The sequence below is a fragment of the Paenibacillus sp. FSL W7-1088 genome (assembly GCF_037969855.1).
GTDB lineage: Bacteria > Bacillota > Bacilli > Paenibacillales > Paenibacillaceae > Paenibacillus.
The window spans coordinates 743,128-766,137 of sequence record NZ_CP150216.1 but is presented as its reverse complement, the minus strand read 5'-3'; the positions used below and the strand labels follow the sequence as shown (position 1 = coordinate 766,137).

Genomic DNA, 23,010 nt, shown 5'->3' with positions numbered 1-23,010 from the left:
TGATAAAATATGTTGTGTCATTATCCTTGTTCCTCGAAGTTAAGTGTGCGCACCACATACCAAGTAAGAGGCCGCTCTTCTCCGCAATCACGGAGAGGAACGGCTTTTCACCATGTCAGGCCGCCCAGATTGCGCTGTAACGACGCTTAGGAGCGTGTCCGGTATTCCTCAGCCTTTTCCTGCATACCCGCTGCCACGGCCTCATTCTCGGACAAACCTTTGTCTGCGGCAAAAGCACGAATATCCTGCGTAATGCGCATGCTGCAGAACTTCGGCCCGCACATGGAGCAGAAATGGGCTTCTTTTGCCCCTTCGGCCGGCAACGTCTCATCGTGGTAGGACAGCGCACGCTCAGGGTCCAGCGACAGGTTGAACTGATCCCTCCAGCGGAACTCAAAGCGTGCTTTGGACAGCGCATCATCCCGCCGCTGGGCACGCGGGTGACCTTTCGCCAGATCAGCGGCATGCGCAGCGATCTTGTAGGCGATAACCCCTTCCCGCACATCATCCTTATTAGGCAGGCCCAGATGTTCTTTTGGCGTAACATAACAGAGCATCGACGTACCGAACCAGCCGATCATCGCTGCCCCAATGGCCGAGGTAATATGGTCATATCCTGGTGCAATATCGGTCGTCAGCGGTCCCAGCGTATAGAACGGCGCCTCCTTGCAAATCTCCATTTGCAGATCGACATTCTCCTTGATCTTGTGCATCGGCACATGTCCCGGACCTTCAATCATCACCTGCACATCATGCTTCCAGGCGATTTGTGTTAGTTCACCAAGCGTCGCCAGTTCCGCCATCTGGGCTTCATCATTGGCATCGTAGATGCTTCCTGGGCGCAGTCCGTCTCCGAGAGAGAAGGCCACGTCATACCTTTTCATAATCTCGCAGATGTCTTCAAAATGGGTATACAAAAAATTTTCCTCATGATGCGCAAGACACCATGCTGCCATGATGGACCCGCCCCGTGACACAATGCCCGTCATGCGTTTGGCGGTCATCGGAATATATCTCAGCAGCACGCCTGCATGGATCGTAAAGTAGTCCACACCCTGCTCTGCCTGCTCTATGAGCGTGTCACGATACAACTCCCAGGTCAGTGCTTCGGCTTCTCCATTGACCTTCTCCAGTGCCTGATAGAGCGGAACTGTTCCAATGGGTACAGGTGAATTGCGGATGATCCATTCACGGGTTGTATGAATGTCCTTGCCTGTGGAAAGATCCATCACCGTATCCGATCCCCAGCGTACGGCCCAAGTCATCTTTTCTACCTCTTCCTCGATGGAGGAGGATACCGCAGAGTTCCCGATGTTAGCATTGATCTTCACATGAAAATGACGCCCGATCAGCATCGGCTCACTCTCCGGGTGATTGATGTTCGACGGCAGGATGGCCCTGCCACTCGCCAGCTCCTGCCGCACAAATTCCGGCTCCACACCCTCACGGATGGCAGCGAACTCCATCTCCGGTGTGATCATTCCCTGCCGTGCATAATGCATCTGGGTCACGCAGCGCCCTGCCTGTGCCCGTAACGGTTTACCACGCAAGCCTGGATACTTCTCGGCTCCAGTTCGCTTCCCTCCGGGTTTCAATCCGTTATCCTCCGGTTTTACCGTTCGTCCCTGGTAGGCTTCAACATCTTCACGCTCCGTAATCCAGCGGGTGCGCAGCGCTGGCAGCCCTGCCCGGATATCGGCATGAAATCCGGGATCAGTCATCGGCCCGCTCGTATCGTAGACACGCAGCGGTTCGTTATGCTCCACTCCTTGGGGAGTATTCGTGTCATGAAGGGCAATTTCACGCTCCGGTACTGCAATGTCCGGTCGTGAGCCCTGAATGTACACTTTGCGGCTGCCCGGGAAGGGCTTAATTCGTCCGGCCGCACCTGCACTCTTTTCCAACACCTGATCCTGCTCGTCTTGTCCCAGCGTTCTGTTCTCTGTACTCATCGCTCTTGTCTCCTCCTCATTGGTGATTGCCTGGATTGAAATGCTTGCGCACGAGTCCAAACCATCCACAACATAGAAAAAGGAAGAGCGATCATACCACACAAAATAGGGACATACAGTTCAAGTAATACAGACAGTCGAGGAAAAAAAATCCATACCACCGCTTCGCCAATAGCTCCCAGCTCTTTATCCAAAAGCAGCTCTGACAACGGCTTCCGCCTGTTTACTGTATAAAAAAAGCCGGTTCCCAAGGGAACCGGCTTATGTCCATCACCAATAACGCAACTCATTCAGGCTCCATAACGGAGTCCATCCATAGGTTACATTATATGGTGTTCGTGGTCGTATCGCCGATTACTTCCCTACGCTGGTATGATCCAGATCAGGTGCAAAGGGTCCGGAATCTCATGCGATTCCGTCTCAGTCCGGACAATTCGGACTCCCCCAGTAACGTTAACAAGTTGCAGCATCTCAGCCGCAGATTCATATTCAATTATGCTGACCCTGTTGGGCCGTCCATTACAGAGTAGCGCAACCGGATCATAAAAACAACCTTTAAATTCCAGAACATAAAATCAGGATAACATCAGTCCCATCTGTGTAGCAGCTTCCTTCAGCACAGGTGCGTATTCATGCAGCGTCTCCTGCGAAAGGCGACTAACAGGCCCGGATACCGACAGAGCAGCAGCGATGTTGCCTTTCCGATCCATGATGGGTACAGATACAGCGGCTGCTCCCGGTTCACGCTCCTCATAACTTGTTGCATAGCCATATTCCAGAATGTCTTTCATCTGTGCCAAATATACTTTGGGATCGATAAATACGGGCCATTCCGGTCCATTCATCAGATCTTCGCGGTCCTCTTCGGTGGCAAAAGCCATCAGCACTTTACTGGAGGCTCCCACGGATAGCGGAAGTCTGACGCCCACCGGAGCTACACGGCGAATCGCCTGATCACTCTGTACAGCTTGAATTCGAATCCGCTCACTGCCATCACGCAGATATAAACTCACGGTTTCGCCCAGTCGATCTCTGAGCCGCTCCATCGCAGGAAGGAGCAAAATGGCCGGATCATCGCTGCGAGACATATGGGCAGACAGTTCCCAGATGCGTATGCCGAGTCGATACTTCTCGGTGGCTGCATCCCGGATCACGAACCCTTTGTCCTCCAAAGTAGCCATCAGACGATGGACTGTACTTTTGTGCAGACCGATCTGGCTGGCAATTTCCGTGAGTCCCAGATCACTGCGGGTTGTAAAACACAATAATATATCCAGCGCCCGTTCTACAGCCCGGACGGTTAACTTTCGGTCTTCCATGGCAAGTTGCCCTCCTCATGTTTCATCACATGAAACTTGGTTACATAAATTATATGAGAAACGGTCTCATCTGTAAACCAAAAAGAGCCATTTGGAATAGGAATAATTGTAAATATTTTCTTTTTATAAATTAAAATCCCCTGCTATTTGCACCCTAAGGAAATGTTAACCAGATATCTTCAGAACTATATAACAATTGCGTAACAAATGGCCTCAATCAATTGACTTTGACTATATTGGAACATACGATAAAGATATATTAAATTAAGATTTTGCTTCCTATGTAGTCAGAAAAATCATTTATCCGCTCTGTTCGTCTCGTTGTTATCTTCATTTGATTTTTAAAGGAGGGGCAATCATGTATCCGACATCCCAGAGCGAAGCCCCGCTGCAAACGAAAGTGTCAGATCTGCCTTCTTCGTTATCACCGAGGCTGATCCGGTTCAAACATATTGTCGTGGCGTTGTTGCTCTCCGTTGTATTTTTTCTGCTCTTTTGTTTCATCGCACTGCACGGTTATATTGCTTGGGTATTATCCAATCCAACTGTAGCGCCTGTATTCTCCAATCCCATGCAGGCCAAGAACATGAAGTATCAAGACATCACATTCCCTGCGGCAGACGGCAGTCGAACGATGCAGGGTTGGTATATTCCGGCTGATGATAATGCAAACAAAACCATCATATTCAGCCATGGATATGGTGCGAATCGTGAAGAGACCTGGGTACCGATGTATGACCTGGCCCATTATGCACACCAACTCGGCTTCAATGTGGTAATGTTCGATTACGGTTTCGCTTCACAGGTCAACAAAGCTGTCGCCACAGGCGGCAAAGCCGAGTCCCAGCAGCTGCTTGGTGCAATCCAGTTTGCGAAGCAGCGCGGAGCTCAGGAGCTTGTCGTATGGGGTTTCTCCATGGGTGCAGGTACAGCTCTGCAGACTGGGCTTATTACCAAAGATGTGGATGCCATGATTCTGGACAGCACATTCCTGCTTGAGCCGGATACGCTGTATCACAACATCCATAATCAGATTGATCTTCCGCGTCAGCCTACGCTGGAAATTATGAACCTGCTGTTCCCGATTCTGAACGGGACTGGATTGCAGCAGATTCCGTATCAAGAAGTGAAAAAAGAAGATTATCCTTTCCCGATTTTCTTTATCCATGGTACCGAGGATGAGAAAGCTCCTTACCCGATTGCGGAACTGCTTGCCGGCAACCAGACCAATCCGAATTCCGATGAATGGATTGTGGACGGTGCGCATCATGAGCTGATCTTCCGGGAGCATCCGAAGGAATATCTGCGCCGTGTCTCCACATTCCTGAGTCATGTGACCAAGACGAGCAGCGATGATGTGGACAATACCAATACCGGAGAATCGTGAAAACCCGGTAATTCAAGAGCCCCTATGGGGCTCTTTTTTTGTGTACACATAGGACAAGGTACCTGGAGAATATACTTTTGGGACGTAATTAAAGACAGCTCTAGCTTGTACATTGCCAAATTGAACGAACGGGAGAATCAAATTTAATTTCTGCTGCTGGATCTGAATTTCAATTCACTTGAATGGAGGTTTACCGCATATGAATTGGTATGGATATGGGCATCTGCTGCCTCTGAGGGTACTCGAAGAAGTCCGTTTCTGGAAAGAGCAAGAGAAGGAACATACGATTGTCATTCGCGCCTTGGTTCCTGATCTTGAACCCTTTTATGTCAAATGGCTTGCGGAATGGGAAGCGATCTTTGAGAATAGCGAACGAGTCGCGAATCAGCTGTTGAAGCAAATACTGCCGGGAACCCAGCCACCTGCTCCTTACATCATCCGCTGTATTGAACAGCTCGTGGCTGAGACCTGCACACAATCGCGTGAGTTCATTAGACAGCTGTACGTCCTGCTGGAGCAAAGTACTGCTGTTCAGCAAGTGCCAATTGCCAAAGTGGTTATTCTGCATTTCATTCGCGAATCCGAGTATTTCCTGGGGGTACTTGAAACGCTGAAACAATCTGGAGCTTTGCGGGATTTGGAGTCTGATTCATCGTTTTCACTGAATGATATTCTTCAAACCTCGGGACAACCGGCTGATGCCAACGTAGTGACTTCAATGCCCATGTCTGAACAGCCCTATCGTGAAGCTGTAGAAGAATCATCCAATGCTGCGGGAAAAGCCAACAACCCTACTCCAGCGGTACAGACACAATCTTCGGCGGCTGTACCGTCCCCCAATGCAAGTACAGAGGGCACAACCAACTCTACAGCAGTGCCGGTCAAAGAGAAACCTGTACCTATTGGTGGACACACACTGCCACCCCTACCCTACGCCTACAATGCGCTGGAACCATATATTGACGAGATGACGATGCGCATACACCATGACAAACACCATCAATCCTACGTAGACGGACTGAACACCGCGGAGAAAAAGCTGGCAGAATCGCGGAAAAAGAATAATTTTGAACTCGTCAAACATTGGGAACGCGAACTCGCATTTAATGGTGCAGGCCATTACCTGCATACGATCTTCTGGACGATCATGAACCCCAAAGGCGGAGGCAAGCCTTCCGGTATGCTCGCAGAGCAAATCAAGCGGGATTTTGGCAGCTATGAAGCGTTCAAGAATCAATTCACTGAAGCCGCCAACAAAGTGGAGGGCAGCGGCTGGGCCATGCTGGTCTGGAGCCCGCGGGCGCATAGATTGGAAATTTTGCAGGCGGAGAAACATCAGAACTTATCTCAGTCCGACATCGTGCCTCTCCTGCCGCTTGATGTATGGGAACATGCCTACTATCTGAAACACCAGAATGAACGCAAAAAATATATCGAGGACTGGTGGAAGGTTGTGTACTGGCCAGCTGTGGCGGAACGTTATGAAACTGCGCGCAAGCTGTTATGGCCGCCTTATTAGAATTCTCGGGCTAAGCATAGCATCGGGGCGTACTCTGGAGCGCATTGAATCCATGGTGCTATATGTTGATGTAAAAAAAGAGATATCTCCAGCCGAATGACTGAAAGATATCTCTTTGAGTTTGAATACAACTATTTACTTGCGGATAGAAGCTGCCTCAATCGCTTCATAAGCCCAATGTGTGGCAGGTACATCCGACCAATGTCCTGACGCATTCGTTTCAGCTTGAAGACCGATCAGCTTATTCAGCATTGTAACAGCTTCAGCGCGGGTTATCGGCTGACTTGGACGGAACATTCCATCCTTGTATCCGGTAACTACTCCCGCCGAACTTAATTGTTCTACTGCTTGTTGCGCCCAATGCTCGTTCATATCGGTAAATGCTGTCGGCGCAGTAGTCATCTGAGCAGATGTTAATAACGGCTGTAACACGACAGCCATTTCTGCGCGGGTAATCGCTTGATCCGGCTTAAAGCTGCCATCTGTATAGCCTTGAACAGAACCGGATTGGGCTGCTGCTGATATAGATGCCTGTGCCCAGTGGCTGGATGTAACATCTGTAAATTCATGACTTCCCTCAAGAGTAGATGTTCCCAGAATACGCGTGATTAATGTTGCCATTTCCGCACGAGTTACATTACGCTCTGGTCGGAAACTTCCATCCGTGTACCCCTGAATATAAGGTTGTGCTTTCAGTGTGTTGTCTGTCCAGTCTTTGACCCTAACAATGGAGAATGTACTGAATTTGTTTACTTCAATCTCGACGCCTTGCTGATTATCACCGTTTAGGGTAACCCGTTTGCCGTGTACAAGCTCCTTCGTTCCATCACTATGCTCAATATATACACCTAGCTCCTCAGACTTCACACCTGCAACCTGATTAGCATCTAAAGGCAATATGAGCGTAACAGGTCTGCTCTGAAGATTCGTTTCGATCATCATTGGACGTCCAATGATCTGGATATCCGTTGTACCTACAGATTGGATGATCGACTCATTCGCCTGTGCTCTCGTTTGGATCTCTAAACGTTGGGATTCCTTCTTCACCGGTACAAGACGGAAATAAATATCATCTGTGCGTCCGTTCAAGGAACTCGCCGGAATGATAATCTTTACATTAGGATTGGAAATAACCAGATTCACTCCTTGCTCAGCCAGCATTACTGACGATTGTGGAGAGAGCTTCAGATCCCACTGTGATACTTCATCTTTTGCGTCTGGAATCAAGACAACCGCTGTATGGGAGCCTGTCTGTTTCAACTGGTCGATAATGGTTTGCGTTTTGCTCTGATCAAGAAGAAGTTCATCCTTAACCGTACCATCTGTTCCTCGAGTACGATTAATCTTCAAGGAAGCGATCGTTGAAGCTTGATCCCCATTCGCCACATCCACTTTGATTACTTCTTTCTGTGGAGCTTGTGGAGTTGTTGGCGTTACAGGAGTTGGAGTAATAACTCCCCCACCTCCCCCATTACCTGGCGTTTCTGGATTGGATGGAGTTATGTTAATCTTCACTGAATTAGAAATTCCATATTCGGATACGCCATCTTCATATACAGCTCTAACAGCGAAAATATATTTTTCGCCTTCTCTAAGATCATTAATTTCCCAACTGCTATTCAAAATATTAGAAGTAACAAGTACCCATTGTGAAGGGTCTACTGGTGCTGATGAACCTTCGTACATATAGACCGAAGCTAATCCGTTCAAGATTGGATCCCAAGTTAACACAACCTTTTTCTCACCTTTTGTTGCCACTACATGCTGTGGTACAGGAAAGTTCGGGTCTGGGTCTGGATTTGGATTAGATCCACCACCATTATTATTCTCCTCTTGCGGGATCACCACGTTAGATGCAACATAATCTGAATTTTCTTCATCGGAAGCATATGATCTAACTGCAAACACATAAGATTCACCATTCGTCAGCCCACCGATATGTCCATCGATGTAACTGTCCGTCACATTTGTCCACAGATCCGGATCCTTTGGTGCCTCCGTACCTTGGTACATATACACGCGATATTCTAATTCTGGCTCTGTAGTCCATTCAATGGCAGCCTGACCATCACCAGGTGTAGCCACTACGTTTTGTGGAAGAGGCGTTAAGTTTGCAAGTGTTTCATATCCCCGACCTCCCATGTCCCAGAGCTGACCATTCGTATCTTCTACCGCCAGGAACATTCGGTACAAAGTGTTCTCTTCCAGTCCTGTAAACAAGAACGATCTTACTTCATTAGCTTCTAGATCAACATAAGATAGATTAGCTAGGGCATGTAATTTAGTATCTTCATTCGACTGACCCTCAATTTCTTCATCAAACACTTGATTGTCAAAATAAAATCTACCAGCTTCATTAAGCTTCACTATAACTTTAGATGTGGACTGAGTAATTGTTCCGCTTGTAGGATATGGATACAAATAATCTATTGTCCGATCAGGCAGTGGTGGAGTCGGCGCAGTCATAAGCTTGGATGAACGCAAGATCGGGTACCCATCATTGATCCTGTTACGAGTTGTCCAAACTCCATCGAAATCCCATCCATTGAAATTAGATTGTTGTTTCATCTGCTCAGTAGTAAGACCCATTGCATAATTAGAACCATTCTGCTGGTTCGTACTGCTCTTGGCTAAATCATAGTAGTTATTAGTAAAGATAACTTGATTCTCTGGATCATTCAGATTACCAATGACTGACCCTATGGTCTGATTATCAATGGGTGATGATGAATTATCAGGAACAGTGATATCCATAGACGCAGCTACATAATTATTTTGAATATCTATTTTTGCGGAGGCTGATTCATCATATTTTTTCACTTCACCAATCAGTCCGCCAATGGCTTCAGCAGAAAAATCATTATTCCCTGTAGCATGTGAACTCACTGAACCAACCACATAGTTATCCGCAATAGTGTGGCTAAGTTCATAATTAAGTTGGCCAATCAAACCGCCTACCTGGTAGTTACCCGTCACCTGTCCTGAAGCGTAGCTCTGACGAATGAAATTATCATTCGACTCTCCGATCAGTCCACCTACAGCCTCATAACCACTCACTATACCCTCAGCAGCATTTGCAATGATTGTGCTCTTATTACTTTCTCCAACAAGTCCCCCGAGTGAGTCGCCATCCTCACCTAATGCAATCACCTCGACATTAGTGCTGTTATTTATATACTCACTTTCGTCCGATAAACCTGAAATACCGCCTACTCTCATATTCCCTTGTATATTTCCACTGATTTGGATCCCTTCAATACGCGACTCTATGCTCCGTCCGGCAAGTCCGCCTACGATCACATTTCCTTTTATAGAAACATCGTTTAATATAAGATTTTTAACCTCAGCACCTTGTAATACAGAGAACAGCCCCACATCGTTCTGATTCTCATCCGTCGTTTTCAAACCGGATATTGAATAACCATTCCCATCGAACCTGCCTGTAAAAGGCATAAGCTCATCTTCTATTATGTCAGCAATTGGAGTCCAAGATTCTCCATTCAAAAACGTGCTCATGGCTGCTTCAGAAATATCATTCTTCAGCTTGTAATTACCGTTTAAGTCTTCTCTTACACAATAGAGCTCTTCAGGCGTACTAATGAGCTTCCATTCAACATCATCAGAATCTTTTTCCGTCAGATCATAGCAACTCTTGGCCTGTACGACACCTTGTTGAAATACAACTGGCAGCATTCCGAAGACCATAAAGAATGTTAATATCACAATCCCTATTCGTCTCAGGAGCCTGGAGCGCTTCTGGTGATCCTTTTTTCGCATGTTCGAATCTTCCCTTCTCTTTCTGTTGTTGTAGGAAGATTATACCTATAAGCTCTGAACCGATTCTGAACATTTATCGGCATTTTTCGTGAAAATATGCCTTTTCTCGCATTTTCGCAAAACCACTTTCAAATGAACATATTTCTTCCCGTGCAATTATTGTTCAGCGAGGCACACCTGAATCGAATAAATCAAATACAGATACAAAAAAGCAAGTCTCTATACTAGAGACTTGCTTATCATTTGAGGCCCACTATGCAGAGCGTTTACCTTAGGAAGCGCAACCCTCACAGGCAACATAGTTGTCGCCAACCTGTTTGCTAATGGCGATCAGATCGCCCAGCTTGATATCTTCTTCACCTGTAAATTCAAGATCAGCGATACGCGCAACGATTAGGGCAGCTGCTTCTTCCTTGCTTGTAGCCATTTGGCTGAATTCAGACTTTTCGCCTGTTGAAATGACCTCATATAAGTACGTATATCTTAAAGTTTCCATGTAGACACTCTCCTTCCGAAATCACATCATATCATCTCTATTAACCAATTCCAAGTCCAAGCTTGTGAACCTAATCGTAACGCAGTTTCATCTGCTCAGCCGTCCGTATGACGGTTTCCCGTTCCACAGTCAACACACGGCTCGTCTCCGCTTGGGGAAAGCGCTGACGCAGTGTACGTACCAGCGAGGCTGTATACGCCGCGGCAGAAGGGACACCTGCCAGTTCCTGCAAACTCGCCATCGTTCCGGGCCGAACATCCGGGTACCCTTCGCTGGCTCCATCTGCTGCATCCTGATAAAACTTACGCACGTCGGCTGCCAATTGGTCCCCTTGTCCTTCCACGATGATAAAGGCCGTAATGATATAAGCCTTGGCCTGTCTGCGCTGGGCGATCCCACAAAATTTCAGTCCACCCACACTGACATCATAATCGCCAGGACAGAAGGCGCCTTCGATCTCCCCCGTGCGTGCCTGATTCGACCATGGTGTTAGCGACTCAGCGATCAGTGAGGCCATCTCCCTGAAATCATCATGAATATTGATGGCACGTCCCGGGTTCGGCAAAATTAAAGACACGTTAACCACCCCTGGATTCAGGGGAACTGCTGCACCACCCGATGGACGAACGCAGACCGCCGTTCCCTGGCTTCTAATGCGTTCCATCGCTTCAACTGCCTGAGGCAGCCTCCGATCCCGCAGCCCCGCTACAAAGGCATCTGGATGCCGCCAAATATGAGCAACGGGCAGCTGACCTTCTCCCACCCGGCGGCACATGACTTCTTCCCAAGCAAATGCTTCAAGCACACTGCTCCCGCGCCGCAGCAGCGGTGTCTCCCAAATCTGTAGCCGCAAGGAATGATCCGGCTGCATCTGCTGCTTTGCTCCCGGCGATCCGGGTTGATCTGAATTGGACGGTACATTCATATAAGATAGCCTCCGAATAAACTAATCTGGATGAATTTTAATTGAGTAATTGCGTGATCCTTATGTATCCCCTTGTGTGAATGCAAAAGTAATATATAAATAAGCCGGTTCCCCAAGGAACACGGCTTATTTATGAATGCTTCCATTGGCACAAGCATCTATTCTGCCATTTCAGATCCGGCAATTTGCCGAATGTAATGGAAATAACCATGATTGTACGAAAGATTGAATGCTTCTGGCTTGTCCAACGAATGGAATGAGCCCGAGCTTAATCTTTTACCAGCGACAGGAACTCGGCACGTTGTGCCGGATTGTCACGGAAGGAACCACGCACAGCAGACGTTACCGTCTTGCTGCCCGGCTTCTTCACGCCGCGGGAACACATGCACAAGTGCTCGCCTTCCACGACGACCATGACACCGTTCGGCTCTACTGCCTCAGTCAGAATATCGGCAATCTGTGAGGTAATTCGCTCTTGAACCTGCAGGCGGCGGGTAACTGCCTCCACCAGACGGGCCATTTTGCTCAATCCCACAATCTTGCCACTCGGTACATATCCAATGTGCACCTTACCGAAGAAAGGCGCCATATGGTGTTCACATTGGCTGTAATAGACAATGTCCTTCACAATGACCAGTTCTTCATGATTCTCGTCAAACGTCACACCAAGCACATCGCGCGGGTCCACTTCATACCCGCCAAAAATCTCTTCATACATCCGGGTTACGCGTGCAGGCGTTTCTAACAGCCCTTCCCGCGTACTATCCTCACCAATCAATTGCAAGATCTGCTCAATGTGATACTCGATCTTCTCCCGATTGTCGGATACTTTTGAATTCAAATAATCTTTAACGCCAGCCACTGCCGAACGCCTCCTTTCGAACCACATGCTGTAAGCAGCTATTCACTTCAGCAACTTCAGCATTAAGCAAAATGCTCGCTCACAGCTATTATTTTCGGCGGCCCGAGTTTTTACGCGCAGGATGTTGTTGCGGCTGAGGCATCTTCGCGCCAGGCTGCTGGTTCTTCATCATCTGCTGGGCGCGCTGCATTTGCTTGCCATTCAGGTTATAACCCATTTGCTTCGCCATCTTCTGGAGCATGTCGGGATCGCTTTGCATTTTCTCAAGCTGTTTCCGCAAGTAGTATACCCCAATGAAAAATCCTCCGACCAGACCAACAATCAATGTAATAATCGGTATTGCTATTTCCATCTCTTAGACACCTCTGTATACAATCTAAAAAGCCTGATGATCCGTGTCAGCACATGATGTTATACGTTCACGATGCAAACATGACACGCACCGGATTTCCTGAAAGCTATCATAGCATTTCCGCACGCCTTGAGCAAACGGATTTTCCAGCTATACGCTGAATTTAACATCCAGAAAACAGATCGAAAACATTCAGTAAATCTCCCAGGAGCATCCGTATAAGTTACATCAGTACCGCCTCTATGAAAACGGTTGTATGCTGAGCCAGATCCACTTCAATCACATCCAGATCATAACGTGTACTGCCCCGCGCCACCCGAATGACGGGCCTGCCGGGCAAACCCCGGTGCTGACGTACAATGACTCCGGTCTCTTTGGTAGACAACCGAACTGCTGTTCCGTTCGGATACACGGACACACTCCGGTTGAATTCGATAAGAATGTCACGATCCAGCTTCGTGCCAGACATCGCCATCATCTCTTCACAGGCTTCATGTGGCAGCAACCTTCTACCCGAAAGGCCGTTGATCAGATTATCATACGTGTTAGCTGCACTAACGATTTTAGCGAAAAGATGAATGTCTTTTCCCTGGATACCCCTCGGCAGTCCCGTACCATCCACATGCTCATGATGCTGCAGAGCCGTATGTGCCACAAGCAGATTAAACTCCCGTTTGGACTTGATCAACTCGAACCCTTTCCACGTGTGATGCAGGGAAGAGTTTGCTGCTGAACCACTGCCAGGTGGCTCCCCAACCTTTCCGATGTCATGCAATAGTGCTCCGACGGCCAGATCCTTGAGCTGAACATAGTTAAGCCCCAGATTCAGACCAATGACAGAAGACAACAAACATACATTCATGGCGTGAACATACTGTGCATTATCTTTGGTCCGAATATCTGTGAGCTGAACAAGTAGTTCTCGCCCGTTCAGAACATCGTTCAACAATTTATCGATGCTGATGGCGACCTTCTTCGGGCTCCAGTCTTTCCCGGAACGGATAGAATCGAGTGTAACACTCATTTCATTAATTACTGCCTTTTTCGTGGCTTCATCCAGAATGTCTTCTGTATCCACATCTTTATACGCTTCATCCTGGATGTACAGCATGGTCACGCCAATACGCTTCAGCGTATTGACCATAAATACGGTGAGCTGAACTCCGGCAGACAGCAATACCGTGCCGTTGCCGGAATATATGGTTTTGCCCAGAAGCTCCCCCGCCTCCACGCTCTCCACGTTAACATACTTCATGAACGTCCCCCGCTCTTACGATTGCTGCTCCAATGTGAGCAATTGCTCTTTGGTTTGCAGCCCGCCTACATAACCCACCAGGGTTCCGTCTTTACCGCTGATGCGGTGACAGGGAATAATAATCGGAAGCGGATTTTTACTAATAGCATCCAGAACTGCTCGAACAGCTTTGGGCCTGCCGATAATTTCCGCAACCTGTTGGTGTGTTGAGGCCTCTCCATAAGATATATCGGACAGGACTTGCCATACTTGTAGCTGGAATGGTGTTCCAAACAAATCAAGCTTCAGTTCAAACGCTTTTCTTTCTCCTGCAAAATACTGCTTCAACTGTTGTGCAGCTTCACTCAGCTTCTCTTCATTTTTCTCATATCGATATTCGCCAATCCATGTACGGGCCCATTGTTGCAGATGCGCCTCGCGCACATGGAATGCACCAAAATCAATGTGACAAAGGCCCTTATCCGTGGCACAGAGCGTTAGTGTACCGATCGGTGTCAGTACCTCATCGTAATATACCGGCGTTCCATGCAGGCCTGTTACGGCTGATGGTTTCCATGCTGCAGCTTCCGGTTTGACAGGCTCTGTCGTCTGCGCGTTTTCCTGTTCGGGTGTCTTATTCTGTTCCTTCTGATCCTCAGGCTTATCGTTGCTCTTTAGCTCTGCCTGAGGCTTATCGGGTAAGGTCGCGGACGAACTCAGTCGTTCCTTGGCCTTCTGCAGCATGCTTAGCACGTTCCCATCTTGTTCGTTAGCGGCAGCTTCCCCAATGGCTCTCATTGCGTCTTCTCCTCCAATTCTGCTCAGCGCCCAAGCTGCAGTTCCCCGCAGCTCGGGACGCGGATCACGCTTCAGTACCTCCGTTAGTTTCGGTACAGCGGTTTTGTCTTTGAAATTGCCGAGGGCAATCACGGCGTTGCGCTGGATTGGCTTCTTGCCCCGCCAAGCGGCGGAACTTTGGCCGAAGCGCTCTTTGAATTCACGGTTACCGATGTCAAGCAGCGGTATCAGCAAAGGTTTTACAATCTCCGGATCGGGATGAAACTCGGGATGGTGATCCCAGTTTTTACCCCGATTCTTCGGACAGACAATCTGACAGGTATCACAACCGTACAGACGGTTGCCAATTTTCAGCATAAACTCTTCATCCACGAAGCCTTTTGTCTGGGTCACAAACGAAATGCAGCGCTGTGCATTCAGTTGTCCCGGCCCGACCAGTGCTCCAGTTGGACAGGCATCAATACACTTCGTACATTCACCACAATCCTCGGTCACCGGGTTATCTGGCTGAAATGGAATATTCGTGACCAGTTCGCCGAGAAAGATCCATGAACCGAATTTGGGCGATATAATGGCACAGTTCTTGGCACTGAATCCAATCCCCGCACGCTGGGAAACAGCACGGTCCACCAACGCCCCCGTGTCTACCATACTTTCGATCATGGCCTCAGGTACGCGCTCACGTATAAAATGAACCAGCTTGTCCATCGCTGCACGCAGGACTTGGTGATAATCCTGCCCCCAGGCTGAACGAGCCAGAATACCACGGTATGCACCAGGCTCCGACTTCGGCGGATTGACCATCTTCGAGGGATAGGCCACGGCAATCGCAATGAGCGAAGCAGGCTCGCCATCTTTCAATGCAGGACGCACCCTTTTCTCAATATCAGGCTCCTCAAATCCGGACTCGAATCCTTTCGCCCGATGTTGCTCCAGAATGGATTTCAAGGTCACGAATGGCTCTGCTGAAGCAAATCCTATATCATCAATACCCATCTCGGGAGCAGCTGCCTTAATCTCTTGTTTTAACTTCTCCCATACAGCTGCTGCCTTTGCTGCTCCGGTCTGTACACTCGTCATATCTATTCCCTCTCTTCTTCCACGCTAATTCCGTAAATAGTGAACGCCCGCCTCAGGTGGGAGGACAGGCGCTGATTTCGATATACAAGTCGGACATACCGGAGCTACAAAGAAACCGAGTCTATATCGTTTAACGCAAAATGCAGCGTGAAGTTGTTGTCCTTGTCCTGCTAACATTTTACAATTTTTTAATTTCCGAGAACGGCCAAAAAATAAACTCCGCCCTGCCTACAATTTCACTGGATGTAATGCTGCCAAACACACGGCTGTCCTTGCTCTTGCCTTCATGACGGTTATCTCCCATCACAAAGTAATGATCCGCTTCCAGCGTAATCGGTCCAAAATCAGGGTCCTGAACCTCCGTATCCGTGTACGTTTCCGCTTGCTGCTCCCCATTCACGAATAAATGATGGTCCCGTACTTCAACTGTGTCTCCTGGAAGTCCGACAATCCGTTTGACCAGAAAATCTTTTTTCTCCACACCTTCGCTTGGATCACGAAGCACAATAACATCTGATCGGGACGGTGTCCCAAAATCATATACAATTTTATTCACGAACAAACGGTCCTTCTCAACCAGCGTGGGCTGCATCGATTGACCTTTGACCATCGAAAGATTGAATACAAACAGGTTCAACAGCATCATGATTACAAAAGCAATCACTATCGTTTTCACCCAGTCCCAAAGCTCTGCACCCCAGGATTTCCCCGGTTGATCAGGCACTCCCGGACTGTTTCGTTCCTTGGAGGCTACATGCTCCGTTGAAAGATTGTTGGAGTTCAAAGAGACACCTCGTTTATCCATTTTGTAATAAAAAACGTCGATCGGCATACTTTCAAGGAACACAGATCGCATATAGTGAACGTTTTTCTTAAAAATATCAGGAAGCTGACGCTTCGTGTCTATCCGTGTTTATATGTTCTGATATTACCAAAATCGAGTGATCATAATCCTTTTAATTCTACTTCATTTGCAAGGGTGAAACAATTGGTTATGAGCACCAACACTCCTTGAAGGGTGAATAACAACGAGATTAAAACAGTTAAACCAGGGATTAATTTAAATGAAATGGCGTTCAGAAGTGGCGAAAAAAGGGGAATAATCGGTGAATAGCACTCATATAAATAGAAAGGCATATCCCTCACGTTGTTACACGCTGAAAGATACGCCTAATATGAAATGAAAATCTGTTATATTTCTTTTTTAACCATGCAAACTAAGCTTTGGACAAGATACTGAGTTTCTGGAAAGCGCTCATAATCTGATTGGCACCGTAACCCATTGCTTCATAAAGAGGCATGGCTACTTTGTTGTGCTCATCACCCGCCACCCATATTTGACTGACTTTACGCTGCTGGAACCTTTGTTCCATGGCCTCGACAAGTTTTTTGCCGACTCCGCGGCGACGATAGTCTGGATGGACCGCAATACGATAGATGCATCCCTGGTTGTGGTCAATCGTACCGATCAAAGCGCCGACGAGGTCTCCCTCTTCTTCCGCAACCATGATCAGGTCAGAATCCCATGACAATTGACGGGCAAACGGGCCCATCGTGTTCTCATAACACTCTTCCGATAGTGCAACCTGGAGAAGCTCTGTCATCTGGCTTGCATCACTCAACTGAAAGGAACGAACGTGCATGTCTTAAATCTCCCTTTTCGTTAGCTTAGATGAGGTTTTACAAAAAGGGGCTCCCCTTTTTACCAAAAACCCAATGTTCATATAATGACAAAAAACGAGAAAATACCGCTTCTTCGTCAATTAAACCATACTTTACGCCATAAAACACGCATTTTCTTTTGAAAGCGCTTAATTGTAACCGTTTACATCCGAATATTAAACTTTTCCTCTCTTTAAACGCCTGAAATCACATAAATAGTTTCATAATGGGTAAAATATGTTTGTTATCTCTGACCCATGAATGGATTAACGTCTGGGGGGACTTAATAAACAAAAATGTTGCTTAATTAGCCCGAATGCGGTTTAATATTAGTGACAAGGGTATTATTACATAGGTACCTGGGCAATTTGCATAAATCCTGTGAGCGACTTTCACTCAGCAAGATATAGATCGAAGTGATCCTATTCGTCTAGAACTTGTCCCGGAAGCGATTCGAATTGAATTATGCAAAATGCTGACCTTAACAAAAATTCAAAAATCTCAGGAGGTATTTCACTATGACTTTTCAATTACCAGCACTTCCTTACGCTAACGACGCACTGGAACCACATATTGATGCGCAAACGATGGAAATCCACCACGATCGCCATCACAATACTTACGTAACGAACCTGAACGCAGCTCTGGAAAGCGCTCCTGAACTGCAAGGTAAAAGCTTGGAAGATCTGATTGCTAACCTCGACAGCGTACCTGAAGGTATCCGCACAGCGGTTCGCAACAATGGTGGCGGACATGCTAACCACAGCCTGTTCTGGGAAATCATCGGACCTAACGGCGGCGGCGCTCCTACTGGCGACATCGCAGCAGCAATCGATAGTGAACTGGGTGGCTTTGACAAATTCAAAGAAGATTTTGCAAAAGCAGCTACAACTCGTTTCGGTTCCGGTTGGGCTTGGCTCGTAGTTGGTAAAGATGGCAAATTGTCCATCACTAGCACTCCTAACCAAGACAGCCCTCTCTTCGAAGGTCTGACTCCGGTTCTGGGTCTGGATGTATGGGAGCACGCTTACTACCTGAAATATCAAAACAAACGCCCTGACTACATCGGTGCTTTCTGGAATGTAATCAACTGGGATGAAGTAAACAAACGTTACGCTGCAGCGAAATAAGACTGCCAGCATAATAGAAGAGCCTGATTCGGTCAAACGACCGGATCAGGCTCTTTTTTTTGTATACTTATGCTTGCTGCACGTTGGTTGATTTAATATTTGTATGGCAAGCGCCCCTTACTCACTAACATCGTCATATGCCCCTGCAAAATAACTGCTGATAAGCTTCAGGAAAATGTTAGGGAACGCCATTTTGTCCATATCTTCCGGACCAATCCAGCGATAAGTCAGCCCATCGCCTTTTCCACTCATTACATCATGCGCCTGTTTACTTGCAGCAAATGCTGACAACGGCTCGCCTTGTTCATCAAGCGAGCCTGAGATGTTGGCTGCATCGATGATGCCTAGCTCCGATACTTGGGCTGGAGCAGTAGTTTCCTTGGCAGCCGCCTGTGCATCGTAGGCGGCTCTGGCTTCCGCGGCGATCAGCGGAAGCTCGTTACTCTGGTCCTGCTCGGTGCACTTGTACACCTGCAGGCTCCAGACAATGTGGCTGAACACATGCTCCGCATGGGTAGCCAGCCCTTCCGGGCGGGCAGCGAAGCCTTCCGCCCACAGACTGCCGGCCAGCAAAGCCATGGCCGGCTCATCTGCCAGCGGCCCCGCCGCCTTGCCGGCTGCGGCGGGCGCCGCCAGCACATGCGGCAGCTCCCACATGCGGGCCAATAGGCCCGTCGCTGGGCGCTGGCGCACAAGTACACGGCCGCGATGAGCACCGTGGCCCTCCACAATGGCGACCAGCCGCTGCTCAGGGCGCGGCGGCTTCGCCTTGGTCTTGACCGGCAGCGTGAGCTCCCGTCCGGCGATGCGGCCGGAACATTGCTCCATGACCGGGCAAGTCAGGCAGTGCGGCGCTTTGGGCGTGCACACCAGCGCGCCAAGTTCCATCAGCGCCTGATTGAAATCACGCGCACGCCCTTCCGGAATGAGCTCTCCTGCGAGCTCTTCCATCAGCACCCGGGTGCTGCCCTTCATAATGTCCTCATCAATGAGGAAGTATCGGGACAGAACCCGCATCACATTGCCATCCACCGCTGGCTGCGGCTGGTTGAAGGCAATGCTGAGAATGGCCCCGGCTGTATACGGGCCCACCCCTTTTAACGCAAAGACCGCTTGCTTGTCCTGCGGCATCTCCCCACCGTGCAGCTCCATGACTTGTCTGGCAGCTGCCTGAAGATTGCGGGCACGCGAATAATATCCGAGTCCCTCCCAATTTTTCAAAACCTCTTCTTCCGGTGCTTCAGCCAGAGCCTGTACAGTCGGAAAATTCCCGATAAAACGGTTAAAATACGGAATCACCGTATCCACCCGAGTCTGCTGCAGCATAATTTCCGATACCCACGTGAAATAAGGATTGTTATGGCGACGCCACGGCAAATCTCGTCTGTTGACCATATACCAATCCAGCAAATTCACGCTGAAATGTCGTTTCTGTTCCAATAAACCCATATTCCCGTCCTCTCCTGTTACCATGCTTACGTTCTTCACACGTTCTCCCACAGTACTATTAATCAGATCCGGGCAACGTCTTCCCCATCTGCTCGACAATAGCAAAGGCCGCAGCCAGCTCCGTCTGGTGCGTAATACTCAAATGAATATTATACTGTTTGCCGTATGGCAGCTGCAGTCTTTCCCATGCTTCATCAGAAAGTGTGGCAACGGGACGTCCTTTTGCATCAGGCAGCACTTCAATGTCGGTAAAACTCATCATGCTTCCAATGCCACAGCCAAACGCCTTGGACACCGCTTCCTTTGCTGCGAATCGACCGGATACATACTCTTCCATCCGTTTTCCCCGTTGATCTGCAATCTCCCGCTCTGCATGCGTTAAAATCCGCTTCATAAACGCTTCGGCGTGGCGACCAGACAACAGCTTGCGCATGCGACCAATCTCCAGTACATCGTTTCCAATGCCATATATCATCAACGCTTCACCCGCTTAACCTTTTATGCTGTAAACGATCTCCATTCGGTCATCCGATCGGTACCTTATCCGAACACGTATTCTATTGTAGCAGGAGGCGCGCACGGATGCGAGTACCTTCGTTCACATTACCATTTATGTTAAAATATGAATCAGCACTAGATGAAATTTTAGGAGGAATAAGATATGTCCACAGCATTTGAACTGCCTGCAGGCGGAGATGCCGTCATTCGCGGAAATATATTCACTGCACGGCAACCTGCTCAAGGAATCATTATCCTGGCTCACGGTTACAAAGGCTTCAAAGACTGGGGCATGTTCCCCTATGCTGCATCGAAGCTGAGCGAGAACTATCACGTGCTGACCTTCAATTTCTCTCACAACGGTGTTGGAGAAGATCTGGAGCAATTTTCTGAACTTGAAAAGTTTGCAGTCAATACGTACAGCCAGGAGCTTGCCGACTTGGCAACGCTGCTTGATTATGTGTCCACACAGCCAGAACTTAGCGAACTGCCGGTAATTCTACTTGGACATAGCCGCGGTGCAGGCGTAAGCCTCGTGTATGCGCTGGATCATCCCGAGCAGATTGTTGGCATAATCTCCTGGAACGGGGTAACCAACCTGGATCTCTTTACCCCAGAACAAAAAGAAGAAATGCGTACACATGGCCGCAGCCATGTCACGAACGGGCGAACAGGCCAGCAGATGCCTCTGGACGTATCTATTCTGGAAGACCTGGACGCGCATAAGGAGCGTTACGCCATTATTGATCGCTTGGCTTCTTCTCCTTTGCGTGTGGCACTTATTCAGGGAACAGAAGACGGCAAACGGCTGCGTGACGGCTCGGCCGCACTGGTTCAGGCTCGCCCGGATATCCCGTGGCATCAGATTCCCGGCGGAAATCATACCTTTAATACGGTGCATCCATTCAAGGAATCAACACCGCAGCTTGAGCAGGCGATATACGAAACACTTCGCCAGATCGCAACTTGGATGAACTAATCTTGCATAACAAAAAGAGTCGCTGCCATATGCAGTGACTCTTTGCCGTTCAGATGCTTGCATTGTCCATATCTAATCATGGCATGCTTGCAATCCATATTAGATGCCAGGAATGGCATTGCGTTTGTGATGGGTACGCTTGTAAAAAGCTTCAAGACGCTCTTGCGCAGCCGGATCAATCTGTTTGCCTTCCAGATAGTCACTGTTCGCTTCATACGAAATGCCCAGCTCATCTTCGTCCGTCTGGCCTTCCCAGAGTCCTGCTGATGGAGCCTTGTCCAAAATGGCCTGTGGCACGTTCAAATACGCAGCCAGCTGACGCACTTGACGTTTGTTCAGGCTGCTCAGTGGTGTAATATCCACGGCGCCGTCACCCCATTTGGTGTAAAAGCCTGTGATGGCTTCAGAGGCATGGTCAGTTCCGACAACCAGCAGGTTTTCCTCAAAGGATAGAGCATATTGCATCACCATACGGGTTCTCGCTTTCACGTTCCCTTTGCCTTGGTGAGTCATATGACGCGGGCTGCCCATGGATTTGAATCCTTGCTCCACTTCCAGTGCGATCTCGTTAACTGCATCTTCAATGTTGGTTTCTACGACATGCTTCAGGTCATAAGCTTTTGCCACAGCATAGCTGTGGTCAATGTCCGATTGCTCACCGTAAGGCTGGAATACACCCAGCGTTTTGTATTCCTTATTCTCTTCTGCTGTAAGCTCATCCGTTGCTTTTTTGCAAAGCGCCGTAGCTACAGCACTGTCAATCCCGCCACTGATTGCGATTAGCAATCCTTTGGAATTGGCATTCTTCACATAGGTTTTGAGAAAGTCAACGCGCTTGCGCACTTCCTCTTCTTCATTAATGCTTGGTTTAACCTTCAATTCAGCGATGATCTGTTGTTGCAAACTCATCGTACACACACCCCGTTTCTAAATTAATGAAATTTGATGTCCATTTTGAAAGGTCCGAATGGTTCAATAACCCTATTCGCTCAAAATGAAACGCCCCGGCATCGGTCATCCGAAGGGCGGGGCGCACTTTGAGCTAATTAACGGCAGAAACGGTCAAACGCACTTGTGAGCTCAGCCGCAATTTCCTCCGCAGAACGGTCTTCCACTTGATGACGCTCAATAAAGTGAACGAGTTCTCCGTCTTTCATCAGAGCGATGGAAGGTGAGGATGGAGGATACGGTGCAAAGTATTCACGAGCTTTCGCTGTAGCTTCCTTATCCTGACCGGCAAATACCGTGTACAGGTGGTCTGGTGTAATATCATGTTGAAGGGCTTGGGATACACCTGGACGGCATTGACCTGCGGCACATCCGCAAACCGAGTTAATGACAACCAGAGCGGTACCTTTGGCATCCGGCAAACTTGCTTCAACTTCTTCTGGAGTACGCAACTCCTGAATTCCCAAACGAGTCAGATCATCCCGCATCGGTTGAACCATATCTTTCATGTATTGATCAAATGACATAGACATTCGGTTTCACTCCTTAAACATGTAAGTTCTATTATTTAAAAAATTAAATGCTTTTGTGCTATTCCTATTATACATCCCTAATCAATGAAAGCAAGGTTCAAACACCGCCT

The 23,010-nt window shown here is 48.2% G+C and carries 20 protein-coding genes and 1 riboswitch; of the genes, 4 read left to right on the top strand and 16 right to left on the bottom strand.

Translation table 11 applies throughout. From position 1 onward, the window contains the following. Positions 1 to 146 precede the first annotated feature (146 nt). The 3 genes from thiC to MKY42_RS03570 form a co-directional block, all read right to left on the bottom strand. A complete protein-coding gene (gene thiC / locus MKY42_RS03580) occupies positions 147 to 1,952 on the bottom strand; it encodes a phosphomethylpyrimidine synthase ThiC (protein ID WP_257031610.1) in 1,806 nt (601 codons plus the stop codon). Then, positions 1,949 to 2,242 carry a hypothetical protein gene (locus MKY42_RS03575; protein ID WP_339848596.1) on the bottom strand — a complete coding sequence of 98 codons (294 nt, stop codon included), beginning with the start codon at positions 2,240 to 2,242 and terminating at the stop codon, positions 1,949 to 1,951. Before MKY42_RS03575 ends, thiC begins: the two co-directional genes overlap by 4 nt. 52 nt (positions 2,243 to 2,294) lie before the next feature. Further along, positions 2,295 to 2,408, bottom strand: a riboswitch (TPP riboswitch). A 119-nt stretch (positions 2,409 to 2,527) separates the two neighbouring features. Further along, entirely contained in the window at positions 2,528 to 3,271 is a 744-nt protein-coding gene (locus MKY42_RS03570; protein ID WP_063568040.1) for an IclR family transcriptional regulator, read from the bottom strand. A gap of 358 nt (positions 3,272 to 3,629) precedes the next feature. Between MKY42_RS03570 and MKY42_RS03565 the strand changes: the two genes are divergently transcribed. Further along, a complete protein-coding gene (locus tag MKY42_RS03565; RefSeq protein ID WP_090904290.1) occupies positions 3,630 to 4,658 on the top strand; it encodes an alpha/beta hydrolase in 1,029 nt (342 codons plus the stop codon). Between the two features lie 199 nt (positions 4,659 to 4,857). Continuing rightward, positions 4,858 to 6,177 carry a Fe-Mn family superoxide dismutase gene (locus MKY42_RS03560; protein WP_179261787.1) on the top strand — a complete coding sequence of 440 codons (1,320 nt, stop codon included), beginning with the start codon at positions 4,858 to 4,860 and terminating at the stop codon, positions 6,175 to 6,177. 135 nt (positions 6,178 to 6,312) lie between these two features. On the opposite strand, the gene MKY42_RS03555 is transcribed toward MKY42_RS03560, so the two are convergent. From MKY42_RS03555 to MKY42_RS03515, 9 genes are all read right to left on the bottom strand, one after another. Further along, positions 6,313 to 9,954, bottom strand: coding sequence for an S-layer homology domain-containing protein (locus tag MKY42_RS03555; RefSeq protein ID WP_339848589.1), 3,642 nt, complete (start codon positions 9,952 to 9,954; stop codon positions 6,313 to 6,315). 271 nt (positions 9,955 to 10,225) lie between these two features. Beyond that, the gene (locus MKY42_RS03550) at positions 10,226 to 10,450 is read right to left on the bottom strand and encodes a hypothetical protein (protein WP_053779639.1); all 225 of its coding nucleotides are present in this window, start codon (positions 10,448 to 10,450) and stop codon (positions 10,226 to 10,228) included. A 70-nt stretch (positions 10,451 to 10,520) separates the two neighbouring features. Next, the gene (locus MKY42_RS03545; RefSeq protein ID WP_090904287.1) at positions 10,521 to 11,375 is read right to left on the bottom strand and encodes a lipoate--protein ligase; all 855 of its coding nucleotides are present in this window, start codon (positions 11,373 to 11,375) and stop codon (positions 10,521 to 10,523) included. A 268-nt stretch (positions 11,376 to 11,643) separates the two neighbouring features. Further along, a complete protein-coding gene (folE, locus tag MKY42_RS03540; protein WP_076290489.1) occupies positions 11,644 to 12,237 on the bottom strand; it encodes a GTP cyclohydrolase I FolE in 594 nt (197 codons plus the stop codon). 88 nt (positions 12,238 to 12,325) lie between these two features. Beyond that, positions 12,326 to 12,589: a YneF family protein gene (locus MKY42_RS03535; protein ID WP_076290490.1), complete on the bottom strand. Its 264-nt coding sequence runs from the start codon at positions 12,587 to 12,589 to the stop codon at positions 12,326 to 12,328. Positions 12,590 to 12,812: 223 nt separating this feature from the next. Next, the gene (locus tag MKY42_RS03530) at positions 12,813 to 13,844 is read right to left on the bottom strand and encodes an HD domain-containing phosphohydrolase (protein WP_090904286.1); all 1,032 of its coding nucleotides are present in this window, start codon (positions 13,842 to 13,844) and stop codon (positions 12,813 to 12,815) included. 15 nt (positions 13,845 to 13,859) lie between these two features. Beyond that, positions 13,860 to 15,701 carry a tRNA epoxyqueuosine(34) reductase QueG gene (queG, locus tag MKY42_RS03525; protein WP_339848580.1) on the bottom strand — a complete coding sequence of 614 codons (1,842 nt, stop codon included), beginning with the start codon at positions 15,699 to 15,701 and terminating at the stop codon, positions 13,860 to 13,862. A gap of 178 nt (positions 15,702 to 15,879) precedes the next feature. Beyond that, positions 15,880 to 16,485 (bottom strand): signal peptidase I, encoded by a 606-nt coding sequence (gene lepB, locus MKY42_RS03520; RefSeq protein WP_256222425.1) that lies wholly within the window; start codon positions 16,483 to 16,485, stop codon positions 15,880 to 15,882. Between the two features lie 433 nt (positions 16,486 to 16,918). After that, complete coding sequence (locus MKY42_RS03515) at positions 16,919 to 17,344, bottom strand: GNAT family N-acetyltransferase (protein ID WP_024632996.1); 426 nt, start codon at positions 17,342 to 17,344, stop codon at positions 16,919 to 16,921. Positions 17,345 to 17,881: 537 nt separating this feature from the next. Between MKY42_RS03515 and MKY42_RS03510 the strand changes: the two genes are divergently transcribed. Further along, complete coding sequence (locus tag MKY42_RS03510; RefSeq protein ID WP_024632995.1) at positions 17,882 to 18,493, top strand: superoxide dismutase; 612 nt, start codon at positions 17,882 to 17,884, stop codon at positions 18,491 to 18,493. 117 nt (positions 18,494 to 18,610) lie between these two features. On the opposite strand, the gene mutY is transcribed toward MKY42_RS03510, so the two are convergent. Next, a complete protein-coding gene (gene mutY / locus MKY42_RS03505) occupies positions 18,611 to 19,942 on the bottom strand; it encodes an A/G-specific adenine glycosylase (protein WP_090904284.1) in 1,332 nt (443 codons plus the stop codon). A 58-nt stretch (positions 19,943 to 20,000) separates the two neighbouring features. Next, positions 20,001 to 20,417 (bottom strand): holo-ACP synthase, encoded by a 417-nt coding sequence (acpS, locus tag MKY42_RS03500; protein ID WP_090904283.1) that lies wholly within the window; start codon positions 20,415 to 20,417, stop codon positions 20,001 to 20,003. Positions 20,418 to 20,603: 186 nt separating this feature from the next. Here acpS and MKY42_RS03495 point away from each other — a divergent pair, with 186 nt between their 5' ends. Then, positions 20,604 to 21,419 carry an alpha/beta fold hydrolase gene (locus MKY42_RS03495; protein ID WP_090904282.1) on the top strand — a complete coding sequence of 272 codons (816 nt, stop codon included), beginning with the start codon at positions 20,604 to 20,606 and terminating at the stop codon, positions 21,417 to 21,419. 99 nt (positions 21,420 to 21,518) lie between these two features. On the opposite strand, the gene nadE is transcribed toward MKY42_RS03495, so the two are convergent. Together nadE and MKY42_RS03485 are read right to left on the bottom strand one after the other, a co-directional pair. Next, positions 21,519 to 22,328: an ammonia-dependent NAD(+) synthetase gene (gene nadE, locus MKY42_RS03490; protein WP_090904281.1), complete on the bottom strand. Its 810-nt coding sequence runs from the start codon at positions 22,326 to 22,328 to the stop codon at positions 21,519 to 21,521. A gap of 137 nt (positions 22,329 to 22,465) precedes the next feature. Then, entirely contained in the window at positions 22,466 to 22,900 is a 435-nt protein-coding gene (locus MKY42_RS03485) for a BrxA/BrxB family bacilliredoxin (RefSeq protein WP_090904280.1), read from the bottom strand. Between the last annotated feature and the right edge of the window lie 110 nt (positions 22,901 to 23,010).